16 protein-coding genes are annotated in these 12,835 nt (G+C 31.4%); 15 read left to right on the forward strand and 1 reads right to left on the reverse strand.

The window, feature by feature from the left end; all coding sequences use genetic code 11:
- Positions 1 to 211: 211 nt before the first annotated feature.
- Positions 212 to 934: a hypothetical protein gene (locus PQ459_14515; protein WDF46108.1), complete on the reverse strand. Its 723-nt coding sequence runs from the start codon at positions 932 to 934 to the stop codon at positions 212 to 214.
- Between the two features lie 671 nt (positions 935 to 1,605).
- On the opposite strand from PQ459_14515, the gene PQ459_14520 reads away from it, so the two are divergent.
- The 15 genes from PQ459_14520 (at position 1,606) to PQ459_14590 (ending at position 12,821) form a co-directional block, all read left to right on the forward strand.
- On the forward strand, positions 1,606 to 2,226 hold the full coding sequence (locus tag PQ459_14520; GenBank protein ID WDF46109.1) for a hypothetical protein: 621 nt from the start codon (positions 1,606 to 1,608) through the stop codon (positions 2,224 to 2,226).
- 221 nt (positions 2,227 to 2,447) lie between these two features.
- Entirely contained in the window at positions 2,448 to 2,846 is a 399-nt protein-coding gene (locus PQ459_14525) for a hypothetical protein (protein ID WDF46110.1), read from the forward strand.
- Positions 2,847 to 3,065: 219 nt separating this feature from the next.
- Complete coding sequence (locus PQ459_14530) at positions 3,066 to 3,956, forward strand: hypothetical protein (protein ID WDF46111.1); 891 nt, start codon at positions 3,066 to 3,068, stop codon at positions 3,954 to 3,956.
- A gap of 340 nt (positions 3,957 to 4,296) precedes the next feature.
- Positions 4,297 to 4,683, forward strand: coding sequence for a hypothetical protein (locus PQ459_14535; GenBank protein WDF46112.1), 387 nt, complete (start codon positions 4,297 to 4,299; stop codon positions 4,681 to 4,683).
- Positions 4,680 to 4,946 carry a hypothetical protein gene (locus PQ459_14540; protein ID WDF46113.1) on the forward strand — a complete coding sequence of 89 codons (267 nt, stop codon included), beginning with the start codon at positions 4,680 to 4,682 and terminating at the stop codon, positions 4,944 to 4,946. Before PQ459_14535 ends, PQ459_14540 begins: the two co-directional genes overlap by 4 nt.
- A gap of 180 nt (positions 4,947 to 5,126) precedes the next feature.
- Positions 5,127 to 5,645, forward strand: a complete 519-nt coding sequence (locus tag PQ459_14545) for a CbrC family protein (GenBank protein WDF46114.1) — start codon at positions 5,127 to 5,129, stop codon at positions 5,643 to 5,645.
- Positions 5,646 to 5,818: 173 nt separating this feature from the next.
- Entirely contained in the window at positions 5,819 to 6,307 is a 489-nt protein-coding gene (locus PQ459_14550) for a hypothetical protein (protein WDF46115.1), read from the forward strand.
- Positions 6,308 to 6,475: 168 nt separating this feature from the next.
- Positions 6,476 to 7,129, forward strand: a complete 654-nt coding sequence (locus PQ459_14555) for a DUF4919 domain-containing protein (protein WDF46116.1) — start codon at positions 6,476 to 6,478, stop codon at positions 7,127 to 7,129.
- Positions 7,130 to 7,326: 197 nt separating this feature from the next.
- A complete protein-coding gene (locus PQ459_14560; protein WDF46117.1) occupies positions 7,327 to 8,097 on the forward strand; it encodes a DKNYY domain-containing protein in 771 nt (256 codons plus the stop codon).
- A gap of 194 nt (positions 8,098 to 8,291) precedes the next feature.
- Positions 8,292 to 8,759 carry a hypothetical protein gene (locus tag PQ459_14565; protein WDF46118.1) on the forward strand — a complete coding sequence of 156 codons (468 nt, stop codon included), beginning with the start codon at positions 8,292 to 8,294 and terminating at the stop codon, positions 8,757 to 8,759.
- Between the two features lie 197 nt (positions 8,760 to 8,956).
- Positions 8,957 to 9,808, forward strand: a complete 852-nt coding sequence (locus PQ459_14570) for a hypothetical protein (protein ID WDF46119.1) — start codon at positions 8,957 to 8,959, stop codon at positions 9,806 to 9,808.
- Positions 9,809 to 9,828: 20 nt separating this feature from the next.
- Positions 9,829 to 10,911, forward strand: a complete 1,083-nt coding sequence (locus PQ459_14575) for a hypothetical protein (GenBank protein ID WDF46120.1) — start codon at positions 9,829 to 9,831, stop codon at positions 10,909 to 10,911.
- Positions 10,912 to 11,135: 224 nt separating this feature from the next.
- A complete protein-coding gene (locus PQ459_14580) occupies positions 11,136 to 11,567 on the forward strand; it encodes a VOC family protein (GenBank protein WDF46121.1) in 432 nt (143 codons plus the stop codon).
- A gap of 85 nt (positions 11,568 to 11,652) precedes the next feature.
- Entirely contained in the window at positions 11,653 to 12,276 is a 624-nt protein-coding gene (locus PQ459_14585) for a zinc-ribbon domain-containing protein (GenBank protein WDF46122.1), read from the forward strand.
- A 23-nt stretch (positions 12,277 to 12,299) separates the two neighbouring features.
- Positions 12,300 to 12,821 carry a hypothetical protein gene (locus tag PQ459_14590; protein WDF46123.1) on the forward strand — a complete coding sequence of 174 codons (522 nt, stop codon included), beginning with the start codon at positions 12,300 to 12,302 and terminating at the stop codon, positions 12,819 to 12,821.
- Positions 12,822 to 12,835 lie beyond the last annotated feature (14 nt).

Raw genomic sequence — 12,835 nt, forward strand, 5'->3', positions numbered from 1 at the left:
TTTTTGTTAATTTGATATTACGTGATAGATCGGAGGTGGTCTTAGTTACTTTGAAGTTAAATTCTTCATTATGACCAAAATCATTTTGATGATAAACCAGTCCATCCTCAAGCAGATATCGTTCCATTGGTAAGAAGAATTTTGAAGTGGAAGGTTTTTGCGATGATAATATTGCTTTTTTCAAACTTAAAAAGAAGGATTTTTTTAAATATCAGGGATTGACCGTTTGTGCCCACAGATAGGTTCCGACATTTTTTCCCGTCTTTTCGAGTTGTGTTTTGGTGGACTCAAAATCCAATGTTGCGATGATGAAAAGCCATTTTGTATTTTGTGGGATGCTAAAAGACCAATCTTGTGCTGGTACATTTTCTTTTTCTCTCAGCAATAGCGATAAGGACGAAAGCACTTCGACATCCACCACTTTAAAATTCAGATTGGTTGACACGGCGTAAAAATTAAGTTTTGCGGTGGTGGCATTTTTTGGTGCTCTTATCTGATCTCCCCAAGCTAAAGCAGGAAGGCCAATGCTCATTGTTTGATCTACAATTTCATTATATTTTGGATAGAAGTTGGTGTAACGCTGCCACTCTACTTTCGGGTTGAAGTTGAAGCCAATCATCGCTTCGGGATCTTGGAAACTAAGGAGCGTCGTTCCGCTTTCGGTGACTTTACTTGAAATCGTTTTGAGCAATCTTGTCTTGTGCTTTACTGCTTGATATTGATGGGAAACCAGACCTATTTTATCTTTCAAAAGATTTCTATACAGTTTTTCCTTCACTCCAGCCAAAGCAAACTTTTCGGCCTCTGCTTTAGTATTTTTGGTCTGTTTTGGTTTGTTTCCTTTTTCGCGGACGTAAACTCTATCGCCATCATTGACGAAAACCAGATTGCCTACGGCACCGCTCAAGTTGCCATTCTTTTTCAATCTTGCCATTTTTTTGTGTTTTTAGGTTATGGTTTATGGTGGTACTGTTAACCCACCGTTCGATTTTAGAGCAATGTAAAAGTAACAATAATCCGATACAGATGTAATATTTTATTGGACTTGTATTGGAGTTGTGATGGATCTGTATTGGAGAAGCTTCGTAGGAAATTCGGAATTGTGAGATTGATTGTCACGGTAGATAAAGTAAATGAATTTTTGGGATTCGTTTTCTTCTCAGCTTATAAAAATCTGAGACCTTATTTGACTGCCCCCATTTTTCACAATCCAGCGTCAGGGCATCCCTAAAGGTCGGGAGATCTGGCAAGTACCAGGCTTTGTTGGTATTGCTTTACTTAGAAGATGGGATGCTTTGTGAAGTTCCTGTATCAATGCATTATCTTTTTCCAACGGATTCAAATGACGTTTTTGTCTCTATGATTTCCGAAGCTGAAATTGTATAAATCTAAATTCATCATTAAAAATATTGTTATTCGCATTTTCAATAGAAATAAACAGACCTAAAGCGACGAGGAGAAAAAATCTATTCATAATGCGAAGTATAAAAATAATAAAAAAAACTAATGATTTCACCTATTTGTTGATAATATCAAAATAATTTGTGGAATTGTTAGACTTTCGTATATTTGAGTGTTACCTGCAATTTTCTAAAGACTGCATCCATGAAAAATATTTGCAAGCTAATTTTAGTGTTTATTTTACCTATTTTGTTTGGATGTAAAGACGAACAAAAATTACAGAGAAAAAAATTTCTAAAAACTGCAAAAATTTATTTTAGCGAAGAGTTAAAAAATAATGCAGACTATAAATCCTTAGACTCTTTGAGAATATTAAAAATTGACACATTGTCTGATAAAGACGAATTATATCTATATATATGTCAATTATATAGATATAAAAATCATTTATTATCACAATCAAAATCGCCGAAAGATTTGTACGAATTAAAATATGGAACTGATGATTTTGATTCGCAAATGTATGAAGACTACTTAAATAAGTTAGAATATAAGTCTGTAAAAGAAAAAGAAGCAAAATTTAATGTTCTGAGTGATTCTATTGACATTATTAAAAAACAAATAAAACATTATGAACAAATATTAGTCAAAAAAGATAGTTTAAATTTAAGTATGTATGAAGTTGAATATATTTATCAAATAACAAATAAAAATATGATTACTGGAAAAGGTGTGACATATTTATTATTTACAAAGGATATGAAAATAATTGAAAATAAATATCTGGAAATAAAAAATCTTCAAAAATTTCCATTTATTAAATAGAAAAACTGCAGATAACAAGGGTTTTGCAATAGTGGGGCGAAACTGTAAGGTTCAACGACAGTTCTTCGGTTCAACTTTTGTGCAAAATTGAAGATTTGTGCTTCGATTGCCCCACCATCGCAAAGCCCCAAAACGTTAGTGGCAATTTTAAACAAAGCAACGCTAAACTAAAAAATACAATAAAATTAAACTATTAGATTATAATAAAATAAACGACAAATATGAGTTGGGATGTTGTTTTAGTAAAAGAAAGATTTGAATTAGAAAACAATAATGACTATTCACCACCTTATCTTGGTAAAAGAGATGAAATAATTGACGCACTATTGAAAATTTTCCCGAATTTGGACTACACTGATGAAAGTTGGGGTATTTTGAATGAGGCAGATTTTTCAATAGAATTTAATACGGGTAATGAAGAAATTGTGGATTCAATAATGCTTCATATAAGAGGCGGTGGAAATCCATTGAATGTAATAAAACTAATTATAAAAGAAATGAATTGGGAAGCTTTGGACTGTTCTACAACTGAATTTATAGAAATTGACGAAGACAATCTTGAAAGTTGGACTGAGTTTCAAAAATATAGAGATAGTGTTTTGAAAAGAAATAAGGACTAAAACTTTGAAACTTATTTAAGAAATAAACCAAGCAAATTATTTTGAACAAACTGAGTGAAAAAAAACTGCCACTAACAAGGGTTTTGCAATAGTGGGGCGAAACTGCAAAGTTCAACGGTTGTTCTTCGGTTCAACTTCTGTGCAAAATTGAAGTTTTGTGCTTCGATTGCCCCACCATCGCAAAGCCCCGAAACGTTAGCCGAAATATTACCCTACAATATGTCAGAAAAAGAATTTATTCCAGAAAAAAGGTTATCCGAATTAACAATAAAACTTGTCAAAAAAATATTTCTTGCTCTCATCGCAATAATTACATATTATCAATTTTATGAGTATCTAATAGAAAAAATCCCAGTTAATATTGAGATAACTAATTCAATAAATAAAAAATCATTTATTGAAACTGAATTTATATTTAATAATAGTAATTCTGCTATAGAAGAAAGTGACTTCACAAAACCTATTGAGATTGCATTATCTAATAAAATACAAAAAATCATATTTGATAAAAATCAAAAAGCAGTGCCAACATTTAAAATTGACGGCAACAAACTCCTTTTTCAGTTTGATTTGTTAAATAAAAATGAAAAAATAATCTTTAAGACTATAAGCGCTGATATAATAGAAATTAAATCAATTAATTTTCGAATAAAAGACGTTGATAATATTGAATTTTATCACTACTTGAAAAAACCAAAACCATTACAAAGGTTGACCACTTTTTGGTTGATAGTTTTTGGTTTATCAATAATATTATTTTTTGATGCTTTAATTTTAATACTAAAGGATGCAAAACTAACTGAAATGAAATATTTGGTTAGAGATTATCCTTTAAATGAAAGTAATAAGTATGATTTTATGGAAAAATACAGGCAACTGTACAAAGATTATAAAGTTAGATTTAAACTTCCTGAAAAATATTTAATTGATTTTAAGGTTAAAAATCTTCTAGATATATATAAACAATATACAAAAAAAGATAGAGAGTTCATTAAATATATGATAAATATGAATACAGAGTTCGCAATATTATATCGAACTAGAACTATATTTATTATTATCTCTCCAATTTTTATTTTAGTTTCACTGATTGGAATAATATTTAATTAATTCTATTACGACTTTTCGATCCTACATAAAATACCATTAGAATTAATCAATACTTATTTATTGAGAGCTTTTCTATTTTTGGCTATAATAATGATTATTTTCCCTCGTAAGTCTATGAATATATTGTTCATAAAAAATAGTAAAAATGCGGTGAAATTTTAATACTTCGGCTAACAAGGGCTTTGCAATAGTGGGGCGAAACTGCAAAATTCAACAGTTGTTCTTCGGTTCAACTTTTGTACAAAATTGAGGTTTTGTGCTTCGATTGCCCCACCATCGCAAAGCCCCGAAACGTTAGCGGTCATTGTAAAGACAAGACGTAAAGACAAACAGAACTGAAATGGAACCAACTTTTAGATGTGGAACGAGGAAAGCAATTGACGAGTTAGCTGTAGAACTAAATCTACCTAACGAGAGTTGGATGCAAGATTGGCCAATTGAAGTCATAGTTCCTACTGACATCAAAATTTATCTTAACCATTACGAAAAGCTTACTGACGATGACAAAAAGTTTGTACTAATGGAAGGAATATTGGATGCAATAGAATATCAACCAACGGAAGAACTCTTTTTAAAATATTGGAATAGGGTTAAAGAAATTTTAGATAAAGACTTTGCAATACACGAATATACAATATATTATTGGGCGTGCTTTGGCAATGAAAATCTTGACGATTGTTGGAAAATTACAACTCTAATGCGAAAATTATGGGTAGACAAAAAATGACAGACAAGGAAAAAATATTGTACAAAGCAATTGATGAAATTCTATGGAAAGATTGGGATCCAATTGGACTAAATGACATAGAAGAAGTTCGAGACGAATATCAAAGTTACACACCTCACATTTTTAGTTTGACAATTCAAGGTGCGGACAAAATAAAAATTGCAAAACATCTTTATGAAATTGAAACAGTAAATATGGGAATGAATTGTAATAAAATTCATTGCGAACAGATTGCTGAAAAAATATTAAAACAAATTGAATAACAAACAACGAACCGCTAACAAGGGTTTTGCAATAGTGGGGCGAAACTACAAAGTTCAACGGTAGTTCTTCGATTCAACTTTTGTGGAAAATTGAAGATTTGCGCTTCGATTGCCCCACCATCGCCAAGCCCCAAACCGTTGGTGGCAATATTAACCGAACAGACCTTAAAAACAGAAAAAATGGAATTACCGAAATTTAAATACAGTCCTAACGCATTCGAACTTGACATTTTCGAAAATGTAGAAGGAACCTGTTCTGTCTGCAATGAAAAAAGACAAATCAAATATACAAGTTCATTTTATAGCGTTGACGAACCCGAATATATTTGTCCTTGGTGCATCGCAGACGGAAAAGCATCTGAAAAATACGAGGGAGAGTTCAATGATTATGAGGGAATTGAAAATTCAGAGAATATTGAAAAAGAACTTTTATTACAAGCAAGTGAAAGAACGCCAAGTTATACAAGTTGGCAGCAACAAGTTTGGCTAACACATTGTAACGAACCTTGTGCTTTTGTTGGGTATGCTGACACAAAGACGATAGAGCCTCTAATGGAAGAATTAAATGACGATATTGAAAATAATGGCTATGACCCTGATTTTATAAAAAGTAGTTTAACAAAAGACGGAAGTTTAGTTGGCTATTTGTTTCAATGTGTAAACTGTTACCAACACCGACTTCACGTTGACTGTGACTAAATGAATAAAAATACTGCCACCAACAAGGTTTTGCAATAGTGGGGCGAAACTACAAAGTTCAACAGTTGTTCCGCGGTTCAACTTTTGTGCAAAATTGAAGTTTTGTGCTTCTTTTGCCCCACCATCGCAAAGCCCCGAAACGTTATCTGCAAGCGCACCAAAATACTTTTAAAATGAAATCGAAATTTACATTCAAATCCTATTTTTTACTAGTTTTAATTGTTGCATTTGGATTTCTCATTTGGTATGTTGTCCCAGCTTTTTTTAACAATCCATATTATGATGAAAATTTATTTCCAAAAATTTTCGTTCCCTCAATAACCATTTTTAGTTTTATAATGTTATTTTTTGGTGAATTAAGAACTAAAAGAATAAATATAAACTTAAATAAAAATGAAATAATCGTTAAGAGGTTTTTTGGACTTATAACTGAAAATTATAGACTATCAGAAATAGATGGTTGGAAATATTCACATTTGAGTTCCCGTGGTGGAACTTATGAATATTTATATTTAATAAAAGATGAAAAAAAAACAGTAAAAATATCTCAGTTTTATCACAAAAATTATTTTAAATTAAAAAACGAAATCCAAGGAAAATTAAAATATTTGGGTTACGAAAATTTCTCTTTTTTAGATGAACTAAAGGAAACATTTACTTGAAAATGCCTGCAGATAACAAGGGTTTTGCAATAGTGGGGCGAAACTGCAAAGTTCAAAAGTATTTCTTAGATTGAACTTTTGTGCAAAATTGAAGTTTTGTGCTTCTTTTGCCCCACCATCGCCAAGCCCCGAAACGTTAGCAGAAATAGTAAAAAAATACGTTATAAAATGAAAAAAATAATATTTATCGGGTTTTTAAATTTTCTATTTACATTTTCATATGGACAAATAAACACCGATTTGATTAAGAAAAATGTAACTGAAAATCCTAATGAAAATTTTTACAAACTTTTAGAAATTTTCAAATCAAATCCTTCTGAATTAACACAGGAGCAGCTAAATCAACTTTATTACGGAAGTAAATTTTTGAAAATTGATTACACTATTGGAAATTACAATAGTGAATCAGGAACATTTTGGAAACCTGCGCACCGAAAATTATCTAAAAGTAAGGCAGAAAAAATCGTGAAAGAAGCAGAATTAAAATATTTGAAAAATCCACTTAATAAAAGTCTGTTAGATGATATGATTAATATTTACAGCGCATTAGATGAAAATCAAAAAGTAGATCTATGTTACAAACAGAAAGATTTACTAATACAAACTGTAAAAAAGAGTGGAGACGGAAAAAGCGAGGAAACGGCAATCTGTGTTTTAACGGCAGGAGAAGTTTTACAACAACTTGAAAAATTAATACAATCAGGACCAAGAGCACAATTTGACCAAAAAATGAAGCAACTTTCAGATGGAAGTGTATTAACAATTTATAAGATTGGAGATAGAGAAGTCTTTGTAAAATTAGTTGGCGGATATTTTCTGTAAAAAACTACTGCTTCTAACAAGGGTTTTGCTATAGTGGGGCGAAACTGCAAACCAAAAAAAACAACGAATCGTAAATGAAACGCTACGAATTGTAAATGGTTTTGATTTTCAATATCAAAATTTTTAGATTTGAATCATTGAAATAAATGGCGCATATTTGAGAGTTGTGCGATATGCCAAACCAACATTATGCATAAATGAAAAAATTATCAGACAGACCATTAAACGATTTTAACGAAGATGACCCTGAAACATATTTTTGGACTGATGGAAAAAAAGTGTTTCATCAAAAAAGTTTGCTAAGAGGAGCAAATCCTGAGACCTTTTTATTCGATGGAATTTTTGCAAAAGACGACAGTAAATGTTTTTGTGGGGAAAGTTGGTTAAAAGATGCAGAGGTTGAAACATTCAAAACATTAAACTTCACTTACGCCATTGATAAAAACAATGTTTACACTATTACAGGCAAAGTGAATAATGCCGACATTGAAACATTTAAAGTTTTAGATGATGGTAACGGTTTACTGGGATATAATAAGATTGGAATTCCAGAATATACATTTAATAGTTATGCAAAGGATAAAAACAATGTTTATTATCACAATTATGACGGAAAACCAAAAATTATAAAGAATGCTGATGTAAATACTTTTATTTCTCTATACGATGGATATTTTGCAAAAGACAAAAATCACATATACGGAAACGGCAAAATAATAAAAAATGCTGATGTAAAAAGTTGGGATAGTATATCTAAAATCTCAAACTCTTATTACTCTAAAGACTGTAAAAGAATATTTTATGGTTTTTGGGAAATAAAGGCAGACTATGAAACTTTTCAACTCGAAATTCAGAAAAATGCAAAATCTGTAACTTATCAACTTGCAAGAGACAAAGACAATTTTTATAGAAATGGAGAAATCATTACTAAAGAAGAGTTTGAAAAGTATAGTCGGAAAACAAATTAACCAAACTAAATAAGCACAATCGCACAACAAGGGTTTTGCGATTTGGGGCGAAACTGCAAAGTTCAACGCCAGTTCTTCGATTGAACTTTTTTGCAAAATTCAACATTTGCGCTTCGATTTCCGCCACATCGCCAAGCCGTAAACCATTGTACGACATTTTAACCAAACTACCGTCAATTATTAAAATTTGATATATGAAAATATTTAAATTATTTACAATTCTATGTTCATTGAATTTATTTTTGTCTTGTGGTGTTTGTCTTCCTAAAAATCTTGAATTTAAAAACATTCAGTATTTCACACCAAAATCTTTAGAAAACATTGACACAAATTCTGAGTATGTCTGTACCAATATTTATGAAGCGGATAGTAATTTTAAAAAATTAGGCGAATCTTGGGATTCATCATCGAAAAGAACTATGAAATTTAATAAAAATGGTTTTATTGAAGGAGTTGGAATGCCAATAAACAATAAAAATGAACAAGCAATAATTTATACAAAAAATGGAAAACTCTTAATTGATAAAATTGGCGCCACTCAAGACCACTGCAAATTTATTGACACATACAAAGTCAAAGTCATTGGAAATAAAATTTATTTACTGCAATTTAGCGGAATAACAAATCGAAAAATGTGCTTTGAATTTCAAAAAAATATTTAGAATAAAAAACATCGCACAACATTGGCAAAATGCGGGGTTTAGGGAAGTTTAACTTTTAATAATATTTATCCGCCGCTGCTTTTCAATTCCAGATTTTAAGTAATTTAGTTCAATTCCAAAACATCAGCTTCGTTGTTCAATTTAGCCCGCACTTCGCCTATACTTTTTCGTTAGCAGAAATATTAAAAAAATACCCTATGAAGAGAATTTTATCAATAATTACAATTGTACTTTTTTTAGCAAGTCCTAAAGTATTTTCACAAATTGACAAAAATGGAAACCCAATTTTTAATAGTTTACATATTGAGAAATTTAAATTTGAAAACATCGAAATAGTTTCAAATTATTATACAATAAAAAATAATATTGACAATCAATCTTCTTCTGTTTTCATTAGTGAAAAACCAACTTCGGAAGACTATATAAATTTCTCAACCAAGCTACCATCCTATTTTTTTATGATTGTTGACAAAGGAAATGTTCTTGGAATGGCAATGCTGATTCCTAAAATTGAAGATGATTCATTTTTCTATAACGTAGTAATTCCAAGTGAAAATTCAAATTTTCAAGTTTCATCTCAACTGAAAGGAAAAATAACCGAACATCGAGCAAAAGAAATATTAGATATAACAAATGCTGAAGCAAAAATTAAGAAGACAGTTTTGAATTATAATGACAGGAATTTCGAAATACTGAAATATGACCAAATTATAGCAGAATTAAAAAATATTGTTTTAGCAAAAATTACTTCTGAAAAAAACGTAGAGAAGAATAATATAGAAGAATATATCAAAACAGAATCGAAAGAAGGAGGAAAACTTGACTTCAAAAATGCAGTCGAAAAATATGATGGAGCTTTGGTTGGTTTCGATGGAGTTATGTATAATAAGAAAGATTTTACAATTTTAATGTGGGGAGCTTCTGTAAATCAAGTTGGAATAAAAGATTTTGCGAAAACTCAAGCTCTGTGGGAAGAGATTAATAATAGAAAACTAACAGAACCTGAATTAAAAGCCTTAAAAAAAGGATTTGAAACAAAACTCAAATAAATACTTCTGCTAACAAGGGCTTGGCAATAGAAGGCGGAACGTCTAAATTCACGCTTTGTGCCTCGGTTAAAGTTTGTATTTTAGTTGAAAGTGTGGGCTTCGGTTTTCCCACCATCGCCAAGCACAAAAATGTAAGCACCAATTATAGAATGACAAGACTAAAACAGAATTATGGACTTTTAATAATCGGAATTGCAATTGGTATCGCATACGGACTTGCGACAAGGTTGGTATTCGGACAAGAAGCAACTCTGGCTTCCGTGACATACTTATTTATCATTCCTACAATTTTGGGAATTATTCCTTTAATGTTTGTTGACAATGACAAACTAAAATCGTATCGTAATATAATTTTCATTCCTTGGCTGACTGTTGCGACTTTTTTCTTTACAATGTTTTTATTTGGAATAGAAGACTTTATTTGCTTATTAGTTCTTGCAGCTCCTTTTTTTATTCTGGGAACCGTTGGTGCTTTGATTTATAGATTTGTGCAAATCAATAGACAAAAGAGCAAAGGAAAACTTCTGACATTAGTATTGTTGCCTTTTCTATTCGCATCAATCGAAGAATATATACAAAGTCCTTCTGACACTTTTAATGTGAAAAGTGAAGTTATTATCGATGCAAAGCCTCAATTAGTATGGGACAACATTGTTGAAGTTGAAACAATCCACCAAGATGAATATAATTCCGGTTTTTTCAATTCAATTGGAATTCCAAGACCTATAAGTGCGACAGTTGATAGAAAAGAACTTGGTGGACAAAGAATAGGAAACTTTGAAGGCGGTTTAAAGTTTATTGAAACAATTACCGAATATGAAGAAAACAAGAAAGTTTCATTTGACATAAAAATTGACCCAACGACCGTTAGACAAAAAGTATTTGACCAACACGTTTTGAACGGCAACTATTTCACATTTGTTGACGCAACTTACGAACTGACTGTGTTGAAAAATGGACACGTAAAATTGGCACTTTATTCAAGTTATCAGCTGACTTCAACTATCAACTTTTACGGCAAATTTTGGGGTGACATAATTCTAACAGACTTTCAAGACAGGCTTTTAAATGTAATTGAAAACAGATGTGAAACGAAAGAATAACTGATGCTAACAGGTTTTGCGTGGTCACTTAGTGCTTGGTTTTGATATATCTCTTTACAAATGCTAATGATTAATGCATTTTTGAATATCCAATTAAAATTTTATCTTAACTTTATTAATAATAATTGATGACGATTTTCGCCGACAGCAATTTTCAAAGTGACGATTGACGTAATAATCTTTCATTAATTATTAAAAATTTGAAACATTTTAAACACAACGAGATGGAAAAAACTAATACTATACTAAGAGGTTTAGCGACCATCAGCTTCTTTGCTGAAAATTTGCAGGATGCAACAAACTGGTACACCGAACTTTTAGGCATCGAACCTTACTACACTTTTCCAGACAAGGAAAATCCTGCTTATGTTGAGTTTCGTATTGGAGATTTCGAGCACGAATTGGGCATCATCGACAAGAAATATCAACCCAAACTTGCTTCGGGCAAAATTGGTGGCGCAGTTGCCTTTTGGCACGTGGACGATATTCGACAGGTTCTTAAAAAATTAATAAAAATGGAGGCGAAAGAATACGAAAAAATCACCGAAAGAGAAGACGGATTTGTTACGGCCTCTGTGATAGACCCGTTTGGTAACATCTTAGGAATTATGCACAATCCCCATTATTTGGAAATTTTAAAATTATTGAACAAATAAAAACGGTAGTGCAAAAATGGTTATCAACAAACCGTTAAAACATTTCATTTATCAAGATCATTAACAACAATAAAAAACACACATTATGATTATTTTTGGAACAAGAGCCAGAACATTGGTACCAAAGGAAAACAAATCCTACGACTGCGATTACTGTCAGACGAAAGGCAGTGTCACATTTGCTTTTATCGCGCGCTATTTTCATATTTTTTGGATTCCGATTTTTCCAATCTCGAAAAAAGGAATCAGCCAATGTAGCCACTGCAAACAAGTGCTGTACGAAAATGAAATGAGCCCAAGGATGAAGCAAGATTACGCCAATGCATCTGCGAGCGCAAAAAGACCGATTACCCACTATTTTGGACTGTTCATTATTGGCTTAATTTTCTGCACCGTCATCTACGGCATTACCACCAACTCTATCAATGAATCCAAATATTTAGCCGAGCCGAAGGTGAATGATGTTTATGAAATCGAGAAAAATGGTTCTTACACACTTTACAAAATTTCGGAGGTAAAAGGTGACACCTTGATTTTCAAACCGCACAATATGATGGCGGAGAAATATATTAAACTTTCCGAATTGCAGAAGAAACATAAAAATGACTATTCCGACGAAACGATAAAATTCACCAAAGCTCAAATAAATTCGATGAAAGAAAGTTCTAAAAGTGATTTTGGAAAGATTTATAGTATTAAACGCGAATAGCGTATTTATTTAGATTGTAATCCTTGATTGAAATCAATTTTAAAAGAAGCGCTTTCAACACAAGCATTAGTCTTTGTGTTGGCGCGATTCTTATTTGTTCCTATTTAATCTACAAAGAATACAACATTCCTGAAAGAATTGCACTGAGTTTGTTTCTTGTTGCTAATTTATTTGTCTTAATATTTAGATTAAAACAATTCTACAAAATGTATAGTTCAGGAAATAATGTTGCGTTGAAAACTGATGAATTCGGTATTGAAAACAATACACAGGCTAAAAGTTATTTCATCAGCTGGAGTGAGATTAGCGCCTTTGAAATCGGACATTTCAGAATCCGCCAAATCTACATTAAACCAATAAATCCAAATCACTTTCCGCGGAAAAAATATTTTGGACTTTACTTCACCTCAAAGCCTGAACCTTTGTGGATAGACAGCGATATGATTGATATTAAACGAGATGAGTTAATTAACATTTTAAATAGAGAACTTCATAATTACAATAAAAAAAGTAACAATAATTCCTTTAAAACAAATCAATCATAAAAACTCAAACATCA

This window comes from Chryseobacterium sp. KACC 21268 (genome assembly GCA_028736075.1).
Classification (GTDB): Bacteria; Bacteroidota; Bacteroidia; order Flavobacteriales; family Weeksellaceae; genus Epilithonimonas.